23 protein-coding genes and 2 pseudogenes are annotated in these 22,019 nt (G+C 27.9%); 9 read left to right on the forward strand and 16 right to left on the reverse strand.

The features are described 5' to 3' along the window. The 4 genes from dnaA to EXC34_RS00020 form a co-directional block, all read left to right on the forward strand. A partial coding sequence (dnaA, locus tag EXC34_RS00005; RefSeq protein ID WP_129687375.1) for a chromosomal replication initiator protein DnaA occupies positions 1 to 1,413 on the forward strand: 1,413 nt, incomplete at its 5' end. 122 nt (positions 1,414 to 1,535) lie between these two features. After that, entirely contained in the window at positions 1,536 to 2,642 is a 1,107-nt protein-coding gene (locus tag EXC34_RS00010; RefSeq protein ID WP_129687376.1) for a DNA polymerase III subunit beta, read from the forward strand. 1 nt (position 2,643) lies between these two features. Further along, on the forward strand, positions 2,644 to 2,856 hold the full coding sequence (locus EXC34_RS00015; protein WP_129687377.1) for an RNA-binding S4 domain-containing protein: 213 nt from the start codon (positions 2,644 to 2,646) through the stop codon (positions 2,854 to 2,856). A 19-nt stretch (positions 2,857 to 2,875) separates the two neighbouring features. Next, positions 2,876 to 3,829: a hypothetical protein gene (locus tag EXC34_RS00020; RefSeq protein WP_129687378.1), complete on the forward strand. Its 954-nt coding sequence runs from the start codon at positions 2,876 to 2,878 to the stop codon at positions 3,827 to 3,829. Between the two features lie 58 nt (positions 3,830 to 3,887). Here EXC34_RS00020 and EXC34_RS00025 read toward each other — a convergent pair whose 3' ends face one another. Together EXC34_RS00025 and EXC34_RS00030 are read right to left on the reverse strand one after the other, a co-directional pair. Beyond that, positions 3,888 to 5,324: a glycosyltransferase family 2 protein gene (locus tag EXC34_RS00025; RefSeq protein WP_165001199.1), complete on the reverse strand. Its 1,437-nt coding sequence runs from the start codon at positions 5,322 to 5,324 to the stop codon at positions 3,888 to 3,890. 737 nt (positions 5,325 to 6,061) lie between these two features. Beyond that, on the reverse strand, positions 6,062 to 6,847 hold the full coding sequence (locus EXC34_RS00030; RefSeq protein ID WP_129687380.1) for a PQ-loop domain-containing transporter: 786 nt from the start codon (positions 6,845 to 6,847) through the stop codon (positions 6,062 to 6,064). Positions 6,848 to 7,277: 430 nt separating this feature from the next. Here EXC34_RS00030 and EXC34_RS00035 point away from each other — a divergent pair. From EXC34_RS00035 to EXC34_RS03730, 3 genes and pseudogenes are all read left to right on the forward strand, one after another. Continuing rightward, positions 7,278 to 7,783 (forward strand): annotated as a pseudogene (locus EXC34_RS00035) (IS30 family transposase); the annotation flags it as partial. A gap of 282 nt (positions 7,784 to 8,065) precedes the next feature. Next, positions 8,066 to 8,662: a hypothetical protein gene (locus EXC34_RS03725; RefSeq protein WP_246003936.1), complete on the forward strand. Its 597-nt coding sequence runs from the start codon at positions 8,066 to 8,068 to the stop codon at positions 8,660 to 8,662. A 167-nt stretch (positions 8,663 to 8,829) separates the two neighbouring features. Then, positions 8,830 to 9,246 carry an IS3 family transposase gene (locus EXC34_RS03730; protein ID WP_246003937.1) on the forward strand — a complete coding sequence of 139 codons (417 nt, stop codon included), beginning with the start codon at positions 8,830 to 8,832 and terminating at the stop codon, positions 9,244 to 9,246. 29 nt (positions 9,247 to 9,275) lie between these two features. On the opposite strand, the gene EXC34_RS00045 is transcribed toward EXC34_RS03730, so the two are convergent. From EXC34_RS00045 to rpmH, 9 genes and pseudogenes are all read right to left on the reverse strand, one after another. Beyond that, positions 9,276 to 9,692 (reverse strand): hypothetical protein, encoded by a 417-nt coding sequence (locus EXC34_RS00045; RefSeq protein ID WP_129687382.1) that lies wholly within the window; start codon positions 9,690 to 9,692, stop codon positions 9,276 to 9,278. A 243-nt stretch (positions 9,693 to 9,935) separates the two neighbouring features. After that, a pseudogene (locus tag EXC34_RS03735) lies at positions 9,936 to 10,508 on the reverse strand (IS30 family transposase); the annotation flags it as partial. Positions 10,509 to 10,617: 109 nt separating this feature from the next. After that, complete coding sequence (locus tag EXC34_RS00050) at positions 10,618 to 11,649, reverse strand: variable surface lipoprotein (RefSeq protein WP_129687383.1); 1,032 nt, start codon at positions 11,647 to 11,649, stop codon at positions 10,618 to 10,620. Between the two features lie 90 nt (positions 11,650 to 11,739). Continuing rightward, on the reverse strand, positions 11,740 to 12,513 hold the full coding sequence (locus tag EXC34_RS00055; RefSeq protein ID WP_129687384.1) for a PQ-loop domain-containing transporter: 774 nt from the start codon (positions 12,511 to 12,513) through the stop codon (positions 11,740 to 11,742). Next, positions 12,513 to 13,337 carry an alpha/beta fold hydrolase gene (locus EXC34_RS00060; protein WP_129687385.1) on the reverse strand — a complete coding sequence of 275 codons (825 nt, stop codon included), beginning with the start codon at positions 13,335 to 13,337 and terminating at the stop codon, positions 12,513 to 12,515. The genes EXC34_RS00055 and EXC34_RS00060 overlap by 1 nt, the downstream gene beginning before the upstream one ends. A gap of 3 nt (positions 13,338 to 13,340) precedes the next feature. Further along, positions 13,341 to 14,321, reverse strand: a complete 981-nt coding sequence (locus tag EXC34_RS00065) for a lipoate--protein ligase (protein WP_129687386.1) — start codon at positions 14,319 to 14,321, stop codon at positions 13,341 to 13,343. A 90-nt stretch (positions 14,322 to 14,411) separates the two neighbouring features. Continuing rightward, positions 14,412 to 16,343, reverse strand: coding sequence for a membrane protein insertase YidC (gene yidC / locus EXC34_RS00070; protein ID WP_129687387.1), 1,932 nt, complete (start codon positions 16,341 to 16,343; stop codon positions 14,412 to 14,414). Then, the gene (rnpA, locus tag EXC34_RS00075) at positions 16,333 to 16,659 is read right to left on the reverse strand and encodes a ribonuclease P protein component (protein WP_096386553.1); all 327 of its coding nucleotides are present in this window, start codon (positions 16,657 to 16,659) and stop codon (positions 16,333 to 16,335) included. The genes yidC and rnpA overlap by 11 nt, the downstream gene beginning before the upstream one ends. A 20-nt stretch (positions 16,660 to 16,679) precedes the next feature. After that, entirely contained in the window at positions 16,680 to 16,829 is a 150-nt protein-coding gene (gene rpmH / locus EXC34_RS00080) for a 50S ribosomal protein L34 (protein ID WP_004420851.1), read from the reverse strand. Positions 16,830 to 17,112: 283 nt separating this feature from the next. Between rpmH and serS the strand changes: the two genes are divergently transcribed. Further along, positions 17,113 to 18,378 (forward strand): serine--tRNA ligase, encoded by a 1,266-nt coding sequence (gene serS / locus EXC34_RS00085; RefSeq protein WP_004420813.1) that lies wholly within the window; start codon positions 17,113 to 17,115, stop codon positions 18,376 to 18,378. Between the two features lie 16 nt (positions 18,379 to 18,394). Here the strand turns inward: serS and nusG are convergent, their stop codons facing one another. After that, the gene (gene nusG, locus EXC34_RS00090) at positions 18,395 to 19,000 is read right to left on the reverse strand and encodes a transcription termination/antitermination protein NusG (protein ID WP_129687388.1); all 606 of its coding nucleotides are present in this window, start codon (positions 18,998 to 19,000) and stop codon (positions 18,395 to 18,397) included. Between the two features lie 205 nt (positions 19,001 to 19,205). Next, a complete protein-coding gene (rpmG, locus tag EXC34_RS00100) occupies positions 19,206 to 19,355 on the reverse strand; it encodes a 50S ribosomal protein L33 (protein ID WP_004420806.1) in 150 nt (49 codons plus the stop codon). Positions 19,356 to 19,531: 176 nt separating this feature from the next. Between rpmG and EXC34_RS03705 the strand changes: the two genes are divergently transcribed. Next, entirely contained in the window at positions 19,532 to 19,675 is a 144-nt protein-coding gene (locus EXC34_RS03705) for a hypothetical protein (RefSeq protein WP_220096526.1), read from the forward strand. Here EXC34_RS03705 and EXC34_RS00105 read toward each other — a convergent pair. From EXC34_RS00105 to EXC34_RS00115, 3 genes are read right to left on the reverse strand one after another with little or no spacing between them, the layout of a single operon-like run. Further along, positions 19,672 to 19,986, reverse strand: a complete 315-nt coding sequence (locus EXC34_RS00105; RefSeq protein WP_129687390.1) for a hypothetical protein — start codon at positions 19,984 to 19,986, stop codon at positions 19,672 to 19,674. The genes EXC34_RS03705 and EXC34_RS00105 overlap by 4 nt on opposite strands. 1 nt (position 19,987) lies before the next feature. Continuing rightward, complete coding sequence (rlmB, locus tag EXC34_RS00110) at positions 19,988 to 20,683, reverse strand: 23S rRNA (guanosine(2251)-2'-O)-methyltransferase RlmB (protein WP_129687391.1); 696 nt, start codon at positions 20,681 to 20,683, stop codon at positions 19,988 to 19,990. A 43-nt stretch (positions 20,684 to 20,726) separates the two neighbouring features. Next, positions 20,727 to 21,959, reverse strand: a complete 1,233-nt coding sequence (locus EXC34_RS00115) for a class I tRNA ligase family protein (RefSeq protein WP_129687392.1) — start codon at positions 21,957 to 21,959, stop codon at positions 20,727 to 20,729. Positions 21,960 to 22,019 lie beyond the last annotated feature (60 nt).

A 22,019-nucleotide genomic window follows, 5' to 3' on the forward strand; every position in this document is an offset into this window, starting at 1 on the left:
GTGGGTATTCAGGTACAAAAAGAAGAAAAGTTATTGGCTTATAATGAAAGTTTTTTAAATGTTGCAAAATCAGAAATTACTGACAAAATGATTTTAAAAAACTTTTTTATGGCATTAAAGATTGTTAATGTAAACGGAGATAATGTTGAAATTGATGCTGAGTTAACAACAGAAAGTATTAATATCATAAAATCTTCAATGAGAGAAAATTTGGAAAAAATATTAAAAGATGTTTTTGGAAGATATGTAAATTACATTATTAATAGTGTAAAAAAAATAAAAAAACAAGATAATGATTTTGATGCAAATGTCGGCGCAATAAAGAAAAATGTAGTAAAAAACATTAAAAATAATCAAAGTTTTTTAGTTGACTTTACTTTTAAAAATTACATTGAATCCGAATTCAATAAAGACGTTGTCAAGATGGCAAAATCATTAGTAAATGGTGAATTAAATCCCTTCAATGTTGTTTTTATTTTTGGCAATTCTGGATTAGGTAAAACTCACTTATTCAACGCTATTGGCAATGAATTGATAAAACAAGATAAATCAGTAATTTACATAAACCCAACCAATTTTGTCACAGAAATATCAATACTTCTTCAAGAAAATAATCAAAAAAAAATATACTCAAGAATAAAAGAACTTAATGAAGTTTCTGTGTTGATGTTTGATGATTTTCAAAATTATGGTCAAGGTAACAAAAAATCAACCTTAAATGTGATAAATCAGATTCTTGACCACAGGTTAAACTCCCCTGACAAATATACGCTTTTCGCTTCTGATAAACAAGTTTCTGCTCTAAATACCATGTTTGAAAGAAGACTTATTACAAGATTAACACAAGGTTTACAGCTTGAAATTAAGCCTCCTAAACAAGCTGACTTATTAAAAATATTAGAATATTTCATAACTATTAAAAAATTAAGCCCTGAAAATTGAGAAATTGAGGCCAAAAACTTTGTTACTCGAAATTTTAAAGAATCAATTAGAAGTTTAATTGGTGCAATTGACAGACTAGCTTTTTACGGAAAAGCTATACAAGAAAATACTAATGGCAAATATACCGAAGCAATTGTAAACAACATACTTTCGTCAATTGCTAATAACAAAGAACGAGTTACTCCAGATGTTATTTTAGATTATGTTTCGAAATATTATAAAGTTGCTAAAAAAGAAATTATTGGCAAGAGCAGAAAACAAGACATAGTGGTAGCGCGACATATAGCAATTTATATCATAAGAACTGAATTAGAGCTTCCTCTTGAAAAAATTGGTAAATTTTTCGGGAATAGGGATCATACAACAATTTTAAATGCTATAAATAAAATAGAAAATAATAAAGATTTAACTGACCAAGCGACAAACAGAGCTATTGCTGCAATATCAGACGAAATTTATAAATTACAATAAACTTATTAACAAAACAAAATATGATAAAAAATGAATTTAACTTATAAAATTGCTTTATAAAACCATTTTTTATGGCTTATTCACAAATTCACAAAATATATTTATTCTATGAAAGGAATAACATGAAATTTCAAATAAATAAAAAAATATTTGATGAAGTTTTAGAAATTGTCTCAAAGTACTCTGATGCTATTAGTACATTTTATGGTTTCAGATGTGTTTTAATTGAAGTCACTGACGAAAAAATAATTCTTAAAACTTCAAATGATTCAATAAATATAATTAAAAAAATAGACGTTGATGATATTAACGTAAAAGTTGAATCAACAGGAAAATTTTTAATACAAACTAATGTTATTAAACCTATTATTAAAAAACTGTCGGGAAATATTGATATCTCAACAGATAATAATCAATTATTAACCATTTCTCAGGGAACTTCAAACTATCAAGTATCTTTAGTTAATGAAAATAGTTTTCCAGCTTTTGACAATATAATAAATGTCAAGGAAATAAAAATTAATGCATCTAAGCTTAAAAAGGCAATTAAAAGCGTTATACATGCGGCAAGTTTAGACAATAATTTAATTTACAAGTGTATTAATATAAGAAATAAAAACGACTCACTACACTTCACGACAACCGATTCATACAGACTTGCACTTTATCAATTAAAACACAATGGATTAATAACAGAAAATGTTGATATATCAGTTGTTGCTAAAGATTTAAGTTCGCTAATACCAATAGATGCCCCCGAAGAAATTACACTATTCTACAACGATATAAAAGTAGGTATTAAATATGAAAATACAGTTATAACTTCAAGGGTGGTCACAATTCCTTTTAAAGACACTGAACCATTATTTGAAAATTTAAATATTAAACATAGTATTCAAATTGAAAAAACTGAGTTAAATGATTTATTAAATAGAGTTTGATTAGCAAACGGCGATAAACAAAACAGACTTTCTTTTGCGGTTAAAGAAGGCAGCTTAAAAATCACTAATAATGTTGTAGAGGTAGGCTTATTTGTTGCAACTACAGATAAATTTAAATACTCAGGGGATTTAATAGAATTTGATTTAAATTATAATTTTTTAAAAGATGCTATATCAATTTTTGATGGAGAAATTTCAATTCTTGTTGACGAAAGAGTTGCTAAATTTTTAATTATTTCTCACTCAGACACCGGTTCAAAACAATTGATAACCCCTTTAAGGAGATAAAATGAATAATGTGGTTTTAATAGATGGTAATTCAATTACATTAGGTCAGTTTTTAAAATTAACTAAAATCATTTCCACAGGTGGGCAAGCAAAATTTTTTATAGAAACAAATAATATTAAAATTAATAACAATGTCGTGAATGGGAGAAATACTAAAATTTTTTCAGGCGATGTTGTTTGAATAAACAATAAAGCATATTTTGTTAAAAATTAATTACCTTAAAGGATTTATTATGAAAAAATACGAGAAATTATTTTTGTTAACACCTATAGTTGCTATTGCACCGGTATTTGCGGCTGCATCTTGCTCTAAAAATGTTGAAACTAAAAAAACTCAACCTCTTACAAAACTTGAGTTACCTATTATAAGGAAACATAAAGACAATCCAAATGTTGATAGACAAAAAGATGAAAAAAGTAAAAGCTCTATTATATTTGGGTGAATGGGTGAGGCTAAAAACATAAATAAGAAAATAAAAATTAAGAAATTAGAAGGATTGAAATTGTTGCATCCGCAATTATTAATTAGACGGTTTGAATTTCTTATAGAAAAAAATATGATAGTTTCTTCAATTATTAGGGTTACTGATTGATTTGAACAATTGTCTATTATGTTTCCAAATGACAATGTTATTAAGAAAAATAAGGAACTTGTTTTAAAGATAAAGAAAGAAATAATTGATACAGAATCTTCTTGAAAAAATAGTGAAGACTCGGAAAGGCTAACTGAGCAATTTGGCAATATTTATGAAACAGATTTAAAACTATTGTTTTATAAATATGATTATGAAATTTTAAAAAAATATTTAGAAGAAAATCACCCTAGCTTTAAAGATAGTCTTGAAGATATCAATAAAAAATTAACTAGCAATCCCAAGTATAGCAACTATGAAAACGCTATAGACCAAATTTTAAAATTAGTATCAAGTAATATTGATTTAGTTAAATTCCCTTTCCCTAAAACAAGTTATATAGAAAAACAAACCGAAACTTCATTCTTTAATGGTATTTTTAAAGACTTTTATAAAAGATTAAAATCAGAGTTTGTAGAACAAGTTGATTTCATTAAGGAAATCGATGAAGTTTATAACTTTATAAACGGAGATTGATCGTTAGGTAATGTTAAAATAGCTTTAACTAAATTGATTAAACTACACTCTCAAGTAAGAAAAAACACTCAGCAATAAACTGAGTTTTTATATATGTGGCATAGTAAATTATATTGGCCAAAATTTTTGTTGTTTTTTATTCAACAGGTTGCCCGAAATTTTGTGTTTCGTATTCACTCAATAAATTTAAATCAACATTACAAGTCTTTTTGAAAACATTATTCATTTTATTGATTGAAATTTTTGCTGTTTTTTGGTCTTTTTGCATATAATTCTTGATTTTTATATTACTAAAAAAGATTAGAAATATGGGCAGAATTGCTGTTAGTACAATTAGTATTACCGGCAACACGCTTTTTAGAAAAATATAACTTATTGCAGATATTGCTACAGCAAACAACAATTCTTTCCATTGATATCTGAATATATCAAAAAACTTATATTTGCTAGTTTTTTTTGGCGTAACCACAAATTTTGCTTTTTTACCTACCAAAACTAAAAAACTTGTTAAAAGTGAAATCGTTAACATAGACCCATACAAAACAACTGTTGAAAATAAATATAGTATAAATTTAAATATGTTCATTCTAAAAATTCAATAAATAATATCATTTAGTGTAGGCGCTAAAAAAAATAGTACAGTAGGAATTAAGAATCAAACCGGATATATCTTAGTAAGATTTAAACCTATAAAAGGTGCTGCAACTATATTTATTATTATATAGAGAGAGAATAATGCGGTTAAAGGTAAATTGAAGGTAAATAAAACAATATCTAATTTTTCGAACCACTTCATTTTAGACATGAATATTTTTTTAGTATATTTTTTTATAAACTCAACATTGCCCTGGGTTCATTTAGAGTGTCGCTTTTTAAATGCTACATAATCAACGGGATATTCCTCTTCGCATATAATTTCTGGAGCGAATGCTACATAATAGCCCAAACTTCTTAATTCAATACTTATACATATATCTTCGGCAACAAGGTGTGGAAATCCACTATCTAATTTATAAAAGCATTCAGCTTTTATCATTGCTCCATGTCCTAACATTGTTGAAAAACCGAAATAATGCTTCATTGATTGATACACCGGTCAGTGAGAATTAACTCCAATATGGAATAAGTTCATAAAGAAATTTTTATTTTTGGTTGAAATGTGGTTAGCTTGAACTACACCCACATTATCATATGTATAAAAGTATTTTAATGACGATTCGATGAAATTTTTAGGAATAATTTCATCCGAGTCTAATATTACAAAATAATCATATTTTAGTTGTTTACATTCATCCGAGTTTAAGTAGTTATTTATATTACCTGCCTTAAACCCTTCCCTATTCGGTCTTCTCACAACTTTTATGTTGTGTTTTTTAGCAAAATTATCAACTTTTATTTTTTCTTCTTCTTTTCTCGAATCATCTAATATAACCACATCGAAATTTCTGTAATTTTGTTTGAAGCATTTTTCTAGTGACGCCTCAACAATATCGTCACAACAACAATAAACTAATAAAACTTTATCATCTTGTGTAATTTTAGTATTTAAGACTTTTGTATACTTCTTAAACATATGATGTTTAAATATGTAATACCAAATAACATATATTACATCTTTTACACCATTTAGCCAAAAGTAAGAAATAAAGATAGTATTTAAAATGATAAAAATTATGGCTACAACTTTTCTAGCTTTTGATTCAAAAATTATGTTCCCAAAAAAATCCTTTTGCCCTATATTAAAAGGCAAATTAACAATATTTTTAAATGCGTAATAAAGCAACCAAATGGTTAATGCACTTCAAATAATAAGTAAAACTCAGTAAAATAAAGAACTTTTTAAAAGTGAATTACTCTCTCTCTCTCTCTCTCTGATTCTATTTATTTTTGTATTAACTTTTTTCATTATTAAACCTCGTTTTTAATTTAGACAAATAAATGAATTTTACAATATGCAAAAATTTTAACAAATATATCGGAAAAATGTATAAATAATATAAATTCTTAAAGTAGATTGCTTAACTTTTTCAAGCACTGTTAAAATGATTATAAATTGAAAAATCGAGTTTAAATAAGTGTAAAATCAATTTAAAATAGAATTGAGGAAACAATACTCTTAATAATTTTTTATTAATTCGGTAATAATAAAGAAATAAATCAATAAACTTTTGTTGTATTTTACTTTAACAATGAAAACTTACAAATATTCATTTTTTGTTCCTCGCAGTCTATATCACTACGCAAGACAATATAATTTTACGAGTTGCCGAGAAACAATATGTCATAATCACACAAAAAAAACTAACGTTTTTATTCGTTAGCATTTTTTGTTATGATTCTTTTTTCGCGTTTGTTAATTACGTATTGTCTAATTAATAAATAAACTTGTGATAGGTAAATAGATAATGAAACAAATTGTCACACCATTGTTGTAATTAAACCGGCTGTGAATTCACCATTATTAATTCCTAGGTTAATTCTATATATTATTCAAGTTATGTTTATTGATACAAGTGTAAAAAGCATTCCTTTTGACATACCCATAAAACGTTTTTGTTCAAGAGATTTAATAACAGAAGGGAAGAAACTGAATGTTGTAAGCATAGGGAAGACAACAACACAAACAGCGTGCAATTGTGGTCACATTCTTAGTTGGTTTCCATTTGCATCTTTGCCAACTAAACCATAAATAGCTAGAGCACTTGATAAAGCCACTGCCACAACAGCAACAGTTAACGCGATTCAAGCTTGTTTTCTTTTTGCTTCGTTTCTTGCATATTTATAAGTGAAGAATATTGTAAATATAAATAACAGCAATGACAACATATTGGCAATTGCTGACGCTGCCATTTTAACTTCCGCAACGTCTCACGAGCCTATTAGCATTCAACCAATAGCTCCTACTAAAACTATTCAAAATGAGTAGAAGTTGACGCCCTCTCCTGTGTCTTTATTTTTAAGTAAGTAAACTAGTTGAGGCACGCCAATACTTACAGTTAAAATAATTGAAATTGTTGCAAATACTCAAGCTATTCACCCAGAAATGGGACTATCAGCTTTTAAAGTATATATGTCTAATATTTTTTGTTCTCACATATAACACCCCCTAATTTAGTATCTTTTTATTATATAACTTTGACAAAAAAATAAAATAAAAATAACATTATCAAGGATAAATTAAGGTAAATAAATTTGTTTTATATTTTACTTAATGAATTAATTTATGAATGAATTAGGCAAATAAAAACCCTGGTTTATAGATAAAAATCTAGATGCATTTTTACTACCTTTTTATATAAAATTTAAGTAACAAAAAAACAAAAAGGTGAATATATTATATATGAATGTGTATAAGATATCTAAAATTGATTTTTGTATAGGATTTAAGAAACTAAACTTAAAAAGAAACAAGTATATTATAAAACATGTACATTATGCTATTCAAGAAAGAGACTGAGAAAGCATTCTTGAAAAATGCAATATTTCTACAAATGCAAATAATATTTCTGCTAGAAAATTCATAAGAGATGTCAAGAAAAAAAGTATTGGAGAATTGATTAAGAAAAGACATGAATCAGTTAATCAAAGATTGAATGATAATGATTATGAATTAGATACAATGATTGGAACCGCTTCTGATAAATACTGTATTCTTACACTTATCAATCGAAAAACAAGAATGTTCTATTTTATGATTGTGCGGCGATCTGCTTTGGCTGTTAAACAAGCATTAATAACAATGATAAATAAATATCACTTAACTATTGACACCTTGACAATTGATAATGGAAACGAAAATTACAGACTTTCAGGAATTGATTGTATAAAAACCATTTATATTGCCCATCCATATTCTTCATCAGAAAAAGGTAGCATTGAAAATTGCCATCGCTTATTAAGAAGATACTTTCCAAAAGGAAAATCCTTGATAAATATGCAGACCAAGACACATCAAAAGTTATGAAATATATCAATTCATATGCTAGAAAAATATATAGCAAAAATTGCGTTTCAAATGCTTTATCTATGTAAATTTTATTAAAAAAATGTTTGTTTTGGCGGGTGCCGCCCCCTAGGGCCTTGGTTTCTATATTCTTTTTTAGTTTTTTGTCCTAAAAAAGAATATAGAAACCATAAATTTAGTAATATTTGTCATGTACTTAATGAAGGCGTATTTTACTTTTGGAATTTACACAGGACAAAAAAAGTTAACACTGAGGTGTTGGCTTTTTTTGTCCGAGTTTAAGGTAGGGAGCTAACATCAAAAGTGTTAGCTTTTTTAAATTTTCAAATGCAACAAAAAGGAGAATACATATGTCAAGACACTTTATCAAAGAAGAGTTTGATATGATTTATAAAATCTACAACGAATTTGGATTGAAACAAACAATAAATTATATAAATGATATTTCGCCAGATACAAATTTTATAACCAGAAAACATCTACTTGGAAGAATCGGAAAAATTATAAGATACTATAATAATGGTATGCAAGATCAATTATTAGATAAAAAGGGTGCAAACAGAAAGCCAGGGAGTGGTAGACCTAAAAAACCAATCGAACCCGATTGAAACGAATTTACAAAAGAAGAATTAATAGAAATAGCTAAGAGATATAACGAAATCAATAAAAATAAATCAAAATCAGAAAAACTTAGTGAAGCTAAAAAACTAAATATTCGTTATAGCAAATCTGCAAAATTTTTTAATGTATGCAGACAAGCAGTAGTAAAATCTAAAACTAGAGTTATAAAAGTAAGGGAACACAAAAATGACACAATAATTAGAAAATCTTTTCTTGATAACAAAGGTAGATATGGTCGCTTAAGATTGAGTGCTTATATTTCTATGAAATATAATATTTTTATTAACCCTCGAAGTCTTGGAAGACATTTAAAAGATTGAATTTAATATGCAAAATTAGAAAACAAAGAAGAAAGAGTGAAATTAAGAACACTAAATTCGCGTTGCCAGATATTGTTAAACGCGACTAAAATGACAAATTAAACAGAAATATTTTTGCTACCGATGTTTCATATGTAAAAGCGCCAAGAGATGTTAAGGATAACCTTGTATTTTTGTCCGTAATAATTGAGCATAAAACTAAAAAAATCAGAGATTTTAAATTATCTGTAATCAATGATCTTGATTTAGTTATGGATAATATAAATACATTTAAGTCTATTGATAAAGATTTTGTTATTCATTCAGACCGCGGATTTCAATACACTTCAAAAATCTATATTGACAAAATAAATAAAATGGGTGGAACTGTTTCATTGTCTTGTGTAGGAAATTCTTTAGATAATGGGGAGGCTGAATACTGATTTTTAATTATTAAAACTGAATGTTTAAACGAATTAGATTTCAGTAAAATAACTTTGGAAGATCTGAAAAAAATAATTGCAGATTATATATTTTGATACAACAACTATAGAATTCAATCGAATTTAAATTGAAAAACACCACAGCAATATGCTATGATGTTAAAATAATATTAAACTGTTAACTTTTTTGTCCTAGTTTAGATTCATTCTCTTTCTTTTCCGGTTAAAACCATTTTAATAATTGAACCAATAAGAATTCAAAGTCAATAAAAACATAACGCTATATCAAACCCAATATTTACTCATTTAAGAGTTTTTTCTTCAATTAATATTTTGTTCGAATAATGCTGAACTGTCTTGGTAATTTGAAGAGCAAAAAATGCAATAAAAACTAATACAAAAATTTTTGTAATTATTGAAAATCAGCTTGTTCGCCAGCCTAATCATATTTGGAGTCCTAATGCTAGTATTAATGAAATTGAAATACCAATTTCATATTTGGGATTATTAATGCTTGCTTTTTGAAAAATTAAGCTTGCTACGTATATTCCTATAAGTAAAAGAATTGAAAGAAAATTAAATAAATATCAAAAGAATCCATCATTTTTGTGCATTTGTCCATTTTTCCTCTTTTATTAAAAAATAGTCCTATACTTTAAATTATAAATGAAAAATGGAATTTACATTAGTTAAGTTGTAAATTCCAAAAGTAAAATACGCCTTCATTAAGTACATGATAAATAATACTAAATTTATGTTTTCAATATTCTTTTTTAGGGTGAAAAACTAAAAAAGAATATAGAAACCAAGGCCCTAGGGGGCGGCACCCGCCAAAACGAACATTTTTTTAATAAAATTTACATAGATAAAGCATTTGAAACACAATTCTTGCTATATATTTTTCTAGCATGTGAATTGATATATTTCATAACTTTTGATGCGTCTTGATCTGCATATTTATCAAGCGATTTTCCTTTTGGAAAGTATCTTCTTAATAAGCGATGGCAATTTTCAATGCTACCTTTTTCTGATGAAGAATATGGATTGGCAATGATAAATGGTTTTTATACAATCAATTTCTGAAAGTCTGTAATTTTCGCTTCCATTATCAATTGTCAAGGTGTCAATAGTTAAGAGATATTTATTTATCATTGTTATTAATGCTTGTTTAACAGCCAAAGCAGATCGCCGTACAACCGTAAAATAGAACATTCCTGTTTTTCGATTGATAAGTGTAAGAATACAGTATTTATGAGAGGCGGTTCCAATCACTGTATTTAATTTATAATCATTATCATTCAATCTTTGATTAACTGAATCAGGTCCTTCCGTAATCAATTCTCCAATGCTTTTTTTCTTGACATCTCTTTTGATTACATTTTGTTTTTCTAGCCTTTGCCTCGTGATAAATAAGGAAAAATATCTAATTTATTCGATATTCCTAAATAGTAAGTTCAAGTGCAACACATGCACTTACTATTTAGGAACACTGGTTTTATTGCAGTGTTTTATAAATTATTGATTTTTATTTGAAAACGGTTAGGCAGTTTTATTCTTTTCTTTGATTAATTCTTCTATTTTACTTGTAGCTTCTTGTAATTGTATTATGTTCGCTGTCGATGACAAATGCTCATGAATTCGCATTAATTTATCATATAGTGACTTATCTTTTTCTTTATCAAATAAAGCAGTTGCTTTTTCATATGTTTCGTTGTATTTTTCAGTTGCTGCCTTATATTCTTTATCATTATTTACGTCTTCATTAAACAATTTAAGGAGTAAATGGTTTAATCTAAATAGTGCGGCACTATAATCTCGCATCGTTGAAGAATGATTAAGGGAGTCATTTATTTTTTTAATTTTTTCTTGATATTCTGGTTTATTTTTAACTAAACTTTCAACTGATTTATACATTCCAGAATAAGTCATTTTAATTTCTTTAAGATTTTTTTCTGGATATATTTTTGAAAAACGTGAGTCAGGAGGAAAAGTGACATCTGCATCTGGATTCTTATCTAGATACTTTAAAAGTTTATCACCGTATATAACCGTCAAATTGCCAAGTAATGAACTATATGCATTTTTTTCATAACCATCTCTGTTTGATAATTCATTGAACCTAGCATCCACTTGGTTAATTTCATTTTTTGCTTCAGGGAATGTCTTTAAAATGTGATCTCGTAAGTCTTTGTAATCATATTTAATATAAATAATCATTAAATAATAATCTAAAAATTGCGAAAACTTGTTTCTCAAATGTTCAACATCGTCAGATTTTATTTCTTTGCTTAATTTAGATTCAAAATCAGTATAGAATTTTTGAATTGTAGGCTTGAAATTTATTACAAGTTTGTCTTCTGGGTTAGATTTTTCAATTTCTTGGTATATTTGTTTGCTTATCCTTACGGCTTGTTTTAATTCTTTAATTCGTTTAACTTCTTGTTGGTTTAATACATTTTGTTCGCTCGGTGTCGTTTGTTGTGGGTTATTTTTAGTTTTACTTTGGCACGAAGCCGCAATTAATGGAAATGTGCTTAATGTTGCTAACGCTCAAATAATTTTCTTTTTCATTTTTATCCTTTTTATTTATATATTCATATTATAGTACTTTTAGTAAAATTTGATTTCATTGATAAAATTCAAATAATAAAAAATCCCGCTTTAACGAGCGAAATTTTTGTCTTTTTGTTTTTGAGATACATTTACAATCAATAGAACAGTCAGTGATAAGTAGATTAATAACGCTAGTACTTGTCAAACTATTGCCATATTTAAGGCAAAATCGAATGAAGAGTTTAGTCCAAGAGCAATTCAATAACCTAATCAACCAATATTTAGTGTTAATAAAGTTATCAACATTCCACTTGACATACCTTCAAATTTTCTTTTCATAAATGAAGAAATTGCGGCAGGCAAGAAACTAAATGTAGTAAGAACTGGGAAGACTCAAACACTAATATTCATTAATCAGCCGGGCATACGTTTATTAGCAATAATTCCGTATAATGACACGCCAGCTATTGTTAGTGCTAATGTTATTGAAAAAGCCCCTATTATATAAGCCATTGATTTTCTTTTTTGGTCTCTTGAGTATAAATATGATAAAAATATTGTTATTGCAAAAATAATTGAAGACACCATGTTGGCTATAGCTGTCGCTAATTTTTTAGTTTCAGCAGCATCAAATGAACCGATGATTGTTCATCCTAAAATACCTGAAAAAAAGATTCAAAAAGTATAATATTTTATCCCGTCTCCAGTGTCTTTGTTTTTAATTAAGCTTATTAACTGAGGCACTCCAACGCCAATAGTTAAAATTATTGACACTATACCGAAAACTCAAGCAGTTCACGCAGATATTGGTTTATTAAAATCAAGACTCAGTCAAACAATATTGTTAATGATATTTGTATTATTTGATCCAGATTGATCCATTAATATAGACCCTCCTTTTTGATAATAAAATTATTTATGTAATTATGTATTTTTTGTGTGTTTTTGTAAAACATGGCATGCCCTGAATCATTCAGTTCATACGTTCCCAAATTATATAGATTTATATAATTTTCAACATCAGAAAAATTAATATATTTATCATTTCTACTTACAATAGCAGTAAAATTTTTGTTTTTTGCAAAGAACTTTTTGTATACATTTTCAATAAAAGTCATAGCAAAAATTTCGTGTGCCAATACAGAAAATACACGCTTACGTTCATCAATATAATCTTGCGGAGTATCTAATATTTTTTGTTTTACATCAGGTCTTAAAATTCATTCATTGTCAAATTCGGAAAAAAGATTGAATTGAGAGTCATATCAGTCCTCGGGGTTATTTGGTAACATTCATTTAATTCGTCTATCATTTTTTAAAGCATTTGTTGTTGGCATTGCTGGCGCCACCCCAAAAACATATTTAATTTTTGGGTTATTTGTTGCATTATATAAAGCCGGGATCGTGCCTAAAGAGTGAGTAACTATGTAAATTTCGCGATCGGGTAGGAATTTATCAATAAATTCGCCTACAATATCACAATAATATTGTAAAGTCGGCTGGCCAACATTATTGCTTGATTTGCCACAACCTGGCATATCAATGGAAACTATTGAATAAAGTCTATTTTTGCATTGAAAAAGTGTTGTTGCGCGTGTTGCATCGTCTCCAAAACCATGCAAAAATAAGACAACTATATTTGATAATTTTTCATCAGTTAAATAACTAATTGATTCATTTTTCAATTGAATTTGTTTTCTTATCATCTATTATCCTAGTATTAGTGAAAGCAATTCTTCCTGAGTTATTGTGCCAAAATATTCAGCAAAATTAAATTTAGTAAATACTGAACGAATAGCATCTTCTGAAAGTAAAATTTCATTAAATAATGGTTCAATTTCACTAACATCTTTTTTGCTTAAAAAGTCACCTTCAAATTTGATATTTTTTATAATTCCCTTTTCAATATTCCCTTTAACATTAATTATTCCACCCTTGAATTTATTTCCGCTTTTGAATGTAAAAGTCGCTGCTTTATTGTATATTCATTCATCTGAACTCACAAATTTAGATAATTCATCAAGTTGTTGTTTGTACTTGTCGTATGGAATTTCATGCAATTTTGCATTTTTATGTTCAACAAAATATGCGATAAGTCTTTGTATAAATTCTTCTACATCCATTTTTTCAATTAATTCGTCATAAACATTGGTTACACGTGATCTAACAGATTGAATACCTTTTGATTCGTATTTAATTCTAGCCGGGTTTAGTGCATTTGATAATTTGGTTAAATCGACATTGTATAAAATGGTTCCGTGACTTACTATTCTATTTTTGCTTAGGTATTGAGCATTACCGCTTATTTTTGCGCCGTTAACGTGAACATCGTTACGCCCGTGGAATTCAGCATTTAAACCTAGTGAGCGTAAAAAATCAATAATAGGAGCTAAAAAGCGTTCATATCCGCTTTGGCCATTGTAATCAGTAATAAAACTAAAGTTAATATTTCCCATATCATGGTATACGGCGCCACCGCCTGATTTTCTTCTTGCTAATTTAATGTCTTTTTCAATAACATATTGTCTGTTAATTTCTTCGTGTGTGTTTTGGTTAGCGCCAATAATTATTGCATTATCGTGTTGATATAAAATTAAAATATCACCCGTCATATCAGGGTCATTAAGGATTATGTTTTCAATTGGGAGTGTAATATAAGGACTAGTTTCCTTGATTCTATATATTTTCATTTTGCCTCTTTTCTATAAACAAATTTTACCATTAGATTTATTTTACAATTGATAATGGCAAAATAAAACCGGGTTAATTACCCGAATTTATTATGAAACAATTTTTTTGTTATATCTTTTTTTGTAGAATTCAGTTTTCTTAAAGAAATGAATTGCGATTGCTTGTAATATTGATCAAATATTGGTTATTATTCAGTATATTTGAACACCCGCATTGAAGATTACAGTCATAACAATGAAAACTAACATCATAATTCATTGCATTTTGTCATTTTTTCTCATTGCTTGTTTTTGTTCGATAGTTAGGTGTTTATTGTTTCGTTTGTTTAGCAATCTTGGAATAAGCATTGACAACACTTGTGTCAGCGCTGTTGTAACCAATAAAAAGATATATCATCATTCACCAGAAAGTAAACGTTTGTAAGATGTGGCCGCGAAGTCGAAACCTAGTCAGCTTGTTGATTTAAGTTCAGGTACTGATTGAATAACACGCCACATAGCCAAGAAAATTGGTATTGAAATTATTAGTGAAAGCATCGAGTCAAATGGGTTGATACCATTTTTTTTGTATAATGCTGAAACCTCTTGTTGCTGACGCATTCTCATTTCTTTATTGTTTTTAAATTCAGCATATTTAGCATCAATTTTTGCTTTTTTAACACGTAATTCTTCTTGCATTGATTGAGACATTGTTGCTTTTCAAGTGATTGCAAGAACTAATAAACGAGTAATTATTACTGCAACAATTAAACACAAAATTGTTGTTCAACCAGCGGCAGCAGGTAATGGAACCCTAATTGCCATTGTTAATTGTGCAATTGGCCAAATTAGAAACATAAAGAATGGCCCATATTTTGCTGTTTCAGCAAATGAAGTAAATGCAATTTGTGGTTCATCTGCCGACAATATTAATTTAGTATGGTTTGCAAAAACCGGTGATCCATAAACTAAGTTTTCATCGGCAACACCCGAGTCTCTAACATTGCCATTTTTATCAAATTGCTGAACACCATTTTTATCTAATAACGGCTTAAATATACTTGGTTTAGTCATATCTGTTATTTTTAAGTATTCAGCTAAAGCATTTTGATAATTTTTGATAAATTCGTATTCACTCGAAGTTAAAGTTGTTTTTTGATCATTTAAAACTTGAGTTATTAAGTCTTTGTAAGAAATATTTGATACGCGTTTATAGTAATTTCCTTCTTTTAGGAATGTTTCTCTGTATAAGAATTCCAAAACATCACGCGCGTATTTTAATTTTGGATTATCAATATTTTGGTTCGAATAAACAGAATATAAACTTGCCTTTTTAACAGTAATATCTTCATTTTCAGGGTGTTTAATTTCTAATTTATCTTTATTTAAGGTGTATGATTCACCTTCTTTTTTGAATATTTTATCAAGTTTGAAATCAGGATCTAGAAATACGATTTCGTTTCAACTATTGTAAATTGATTCGTATTTTTTCATTTTTGCATCTTGATTTCTTGAGTTATCAACAGCGAATAAGTATCTATTAGGTTTTTCGCCTTTATGAATTGGTTGTTCTTTAACAGCAAATTCATTTTTGCTATTTAAATATTGAATTGATGAAGAAAAACCATGTCATTCGCCATATTTTGCACCATCTGATTCAGCTTGGTTTCTCAATTCTTGAATTGTTTTTGAATATTCTTTGTGTGATAAGTGAAAGTTAGATTCAGGAGAATAATTTATTGAGTAATATTCGCCTGGTTGTAAATTCTTGTCACCTTTTGGTGCGGTTGATTGTTTAAATGTTCTAACAGTAGGTGATATTTTTGCTGATGAATCATAAAATTCAGTACCAGCTCCAGTAAATCCAGAGCTTTTGACTATCATTGTCTGAACGCAACCACCCAGAGTTAGTGCAAAAAGTAATACGTAAAAAATAATTTTTACGACAAGCCAGACAATTTTTCTGATTTTTTTAGGGTCTTTTCCTTTTTTTGATTGTCCTGAAGGCTTGAAATAATCAAAGTTTTTTGATCTATTTTCCATTTTCTACCTTTTTAATTAACCTTTTGGTAGTATCAAATTTTGTTTTATAAGTTTGGGTTAAAAAATCTTTACGCAAAATTACAACAAAGTGATAATTTAAATGATAAACATTTAACTCGTGAAAAATAGCCTTTAATTGTCTTTTGTAATAATTTCGGTAAACAGCATTACAGAATTTTTTTGGCACTGTTATTCCAACTTTAAATTCTGATGCTTCCTTAAAATAAACAATTAAAAACTTGTTTACAACTTGCTTTTTGTGCTTAATTACATTGTCAAATTCTCAACTTTTTTGTAATCTAAATTGTTTTTTCATTTTTAATTCCAAACAAAAAACTAATTAGCACTTGATACAGTTAATCTTGCTCTACCTTTTGCTCTTCTAGCTGCTAAAACTTTACGGCCGTTTGCAGTAGCCATTCTTGCACGGAAGCCGTGAACTTTAGCGTGTTTTCTTTTATTTGGTTGGTATGTTCTTAAACTCATAATATTACCTCCTGTATTAAGTTTTATTATCTAAATATATAAAACGCTTTTATATTATAAACTAAACAATTTAAAACAAAACAATTGTTTGCTCTTTTTAAAACGTTGATAAAAGTGTGCTATTTTTGATTCTAAATTTTACTTTTTCAATTGAAAAATGAATAAATAAATAAAATATAATAATTATAAAATTTAACAATAATATTTTTAAATACAGTCAAAATCGATTAATGTATTATTAGTGTTATAATTTACAAGATAAAAAATATAAGGATAAAATAGTATGCTAAATATTAAATATATACAAGAAAACAAGCAAAAAGTTAGGGACTTACTTGAGAAAAGAAATTTCAATGTAGAGATTTATGATGAACTTCTTTCATTACTTGAAAAACGCGGAAAATGCATGTTTGATGCACAAAGTAAAAAAGCAGAATTATCAAAATTCGGTAAACAATTTGTTGAATTTAAAGATGACAAAAATAAACTAAATGAATTGAAATTACAGGCATCTAAGTTAAAAGAAGAACAAGCACAATTAGAAGAAATAGCAAAAAAACTTGAACAAAAAACCGAGGAAATTTTACACATAATTCCCAATATTGCGCTTGATGATGTTCCGGTCGGAGATTCTGATAAACAAAATATTGTTATCGCTACACACGATAAACTTGGCAGAGGTCTAGTTTCAGGGGTTAAAGCCCACCATGAAATAGCTCGTGATTTAAATTTAGTTGATTTTGATAGAGGTGTCAAATTATCTGGAACTAGATTTGTGGTTTATAGCGGACTTGGAGCAAGACTTACAAGAGCTATTCAAAACTTTTTACTTGATTTGCATACTGAAAACGGTTATATTGAATATTCAACTCCCGTTATTACTAAACCAGAAATTTTATTTGGTACTGGCCAGCTTCCTAAATTTAAAGAGGATTTATTTAGTGTAGATAGCAATGGGTGATATTTAATTCCAACTGCCGAAGTAACATTGACAAACTTATTGAATAATGAAATAGTGGATTTAACAAAACCACAATGCTATACCGCTTTCACTGAATGCTTTAGGTCAGAAGCGGGAAGTAGCGGTAAAGATACAAAAGGAATAATTCGCCTACATCAGTTTAAAAAAGTAGAATTGGTAAAAATTACAAACGAAAAAGATGCGCTTATTGAGTTTGAAAAAATGTTAATTCAAGCAAAGAAAACACTTGAATTATTAGAAATACCATTTAGAGAAGTGCAATTATGTACTGGTGATACTGGTTTTTCATCAAGAAAAACAATTGATTTAGAAGTTTGACTTCCTTCTGAAATCAAATTTAGAGAAATCTCATCTGTATCATACATGGGTGATTTTCAAGCAAGAAGAGCAATGATTAGATACAGAGATGAGCATGGCAATACACAATATGCACACACAATGAATGGGTCCGGGGTTGCAATTGACAGATTGGTCGCTGCAATATTAGAAAACTATCAAAATCCAGATGGAACAATAAGTGTTCCAAAAGCATTAATACCTTATATGGGTTGCTCAATAATTAAATAAAAATAGTGGCGCGCCACTATTTTTCTTGACTTTTTATGTATTCATATTCAAATTCAGTTGGCACATATTTGCCAAAATATTCAACTTCAACGGTTGCCATTTTAGTAGAGTCGTTTGCTTGAGTTACTTTACCACTTTGACCTTTAAATGGACCATCAATAATTTCAACTATTTCGCCAATAGCGAATTTAGTTTCTAATTTACCTTCATTAAAGTCATTTAGTAATTTTTGCTCAGATTTGAAACATTTTCTAATTTCGCTTGCAGAAACTGGAGTTGGTTTAGCACCCTTTCCTGAAGAACCAATTAATCCAGTTACATATTGAGTGTTCCGAATAACAAATCAAGCCTCATCACTCATGTACATGTTTATAAAAATGTAACGACTATACATATTAATCATTTTAACTTTGTATGGTAAACCATTTAATTTATTTTCAGCTTCTTTAACAGTTAAACTAGGTTTTTTGAATATTTTAAAAGCACCTTCAGGAGTTGCTTCATTGTTAAAACAATCATCAACTTGCTCAGAAACAATTCTATTTTTCAATGATTCAACAACAATATCTTCTTTTCCTGAAACTGTACTAATCATGTATCATAAAAATTTTCTTTCTTCCATATTAACCTCTATTTAATACCAATTCTACTTCATAGCAATCCAACACAGGTTGCAAATAACACGACAATAATAGTGAATAATGTTGCAAAAAATATTACTTTTCAAAACGAAATTCAATTAGTTTTGTTAGATGGCCATCTAACCCTTTTTAGCTCCCTAAAAAACTTTTTGATTCTATATTTTTTTGGTTTTTTTGTCTTGTCCATTATTTTTCCTCTTTGTGAATAGCGTGTTTTCTACATTTTGGGCAGTATTTTTTTATCTCAATTCTCGAAAGATTTCCTGCTCCTTTATTAGTTGCATAATTCATGGCAAAGCATTCTGAGCAACTAAGTAATACCTTAGTTTTTTTCATAATAATATTTTACACCACCTAAAGCAAAATAAAAAAGTGCCAAGCACTGTTATTATTTTACACTATATTTATACATATGAAATAATCTTTTTTTAAGTTCAAATCGCAGTGAGTTAATTTTTGAAGTCGTAACCATTTTTGAATTTTTTCATAAATTGATTTTTTGTTTTAATTCATTGAAAAAATTCTTGTTTTTTTCAATGAATGATTTTCAATCTTCAATTGTTAATTCTTTGTTAAATCTTCCCTCCGAATCATTGTCATATAAATCAAATAATTCACTAGATGGTATCGGGATTAGTTTGGCATCTCTTTTTTAAGTGGAATTAGCACGATTATACATATAAGTAAAGTTTTTTAAGGATTTAAGAATAAATGTTTTAAAAGTAGCACCTTTTTCTTGATTGAAAGACAAAATAATTTTGTTAATACCACCTAAAAAATCATTGTAAATATCTTGTGGTTCAATGCTTGAGTTAACCTTTTTATTTAAATTGTTTTTAATTGTATAAATTAGAATATCTTTGTAACGAAAATCAATCAATTTAATTGATTTAAGTAAATTTTGTTGCTTTAAAAATTCACCAACTTCGTTTTCTGGAAGCTGTGTAAATTTTTCAATTAAAGTCATATTATTCCTTTGTTAATTTGTACAATAGTAAACCAGCAGCTACTGAAGCATTAAGGGATTGGACTGTTCCTCTTTGTGGTATATAAATTTTAACATCAGACTCATTTAAAACTGGTTTACTCACACCGGACGACTCATTACCGATAATTAATGCCGCAGGTTTGTTGTACTCAATCGAGTCAAAGCTAACTGCTTCTTTGTTTAATTCAGATGCGTAAATTCAATAACCCATATTTTTGAGTTTTTTTAGTGAAGCAACAAGGTTATTGACCTTTATTATTTTTATATTTATAAATCCGCCTGAACTGATTTTTAAAACAGTCGAAGTTATGCCAACGCTTCTTTCCTTTGTTAGAATGATATGTTTAATACCGAAAACATTTGCACTTCGCATTATTGCACCTAAATTGTGCGGGTCTTGAATATGATCTAATATTAAAATGTTTTGAGGTTTGTCTTTTTTTAATATATCCAAATCATAAATTGGAAAATCTTTAAGAACAGCAATTATGCCCTGGTGATTCTCGCTAGTTATTGAGTTGAAAAATGAATTATCTTCAACAATAACTCTGGTTTTTGTTTGATTTGTGATTAATTGTGAGGATTTAACTGAGTTTACATAAATAACTTCAATAGGTAATTTTGAATTTATTGCATCTAAAACAGAATTTTTTCCTCACAACATTAATTTTTCCATATAACACCTCTTATTTTTTATATTTTTTTCCATTTTGAAAATGTTAATAAAGTCCTGATTCTTGAAGTTTTTTTCTTAATATATCTGCTTGTTCGAAATCTTTATTTTTTACTAATTCAATTCATTTTGAATATATTTGGATAAATTCATTGTAATTTTGAACATCGGTTAATGTAGGATGAATTATTGACAATGTTTTGTGAATATTTCTAGCATATTGGATGTCTTTTGTTTTATTGTATTTTTTTATTTGTTCATTTAATAAAAGGTTATATTTTGCAAAATCATATTTTGATAAAGCTTCGAAAATTTCTTTAATTTCTTTATTATTTTCAAAACCAACTAGGTTGGTACCATGATTTACAAAAATTGAAAACATTGTTTTTTTATATTTTTGTTCAATATTTTTTAAATTTTCAATTAATTCATCACTCATATTTATTGGAGCGGATAGTTTAGCTGTAAGAATTAGTAATTTGTAAATTTCAACACCATGTTTGTTAAAGAAATCTTGCGGATATATTATGTTTCCTAATGATTTGGACATTTTAACTCCGTCTAAATTAATCTGACCGCATCTAATTCATTCTTTAGTTATATTTTGATTGTGGAGTGCAAAATGTTGAATGTTTTCATTCTCGTGGTGTGGAAAAGTTAAGTCCATCCCACCGCCATGAACATCAACTCCGTCTTTTCCGAAATGTTTATCTATTAATGCACAACATTCAGTATGCCAACCAGGTCTACCCAAACCAAAAGGTGAATTATATTGAATTCCTTTTGATGTTGACTTCCATAGTGCGAAGTCGGCATTGAATTTTTTGTCGTTTGATTTTTCATCAAACTCCATATTTTCTAGAATTTGACCCGATACACTTCCATACTGTTTTTCATTGTTTTTAACATTAAATCATATATCGGAATTAGACCCTTTATATCCTTGATTTAAATTTACCAATTTGTTTATATAATCAATAATTACGCCAATATTGTCGGTTACTTTTTCTACATCTGTTATTGTATCAATATTTAATTGTTTAAGCAATTCAAAGTATTGTTCTGTGTACTTTTCACTAATTTCTTTTTCAGTTACTTTTAGCTCAATGGATTTGTTGATAATTTTGTCATCAATATCGGTAATGTTGTGAACAAGTTTAAACTTTTGACCTAAAAAACGATTTGCCTTTAAAACCAAATCGAATGTTGTTATAGCGCGCAAATTGCCAATGTGTGGGTCATTATAAACAGTTGGTCCGCAAATATATATTTTTAACATATGTTAATTATACTCAATTAATTCATTGACTTTTTGCCATTTTTTTCAATGGTTTTTGAA

It is taken from the genome of Mycoplasmopsis bovigenitalium, from assembly GCF_900660525.1.
GTDB lineage: Bacteria > Bacillota_I > Bacilli_A > Mycoplasmatales > Metamycoplasmataceae > Mycoplasmopsis > Mycoplasmopsis bovigenitalium.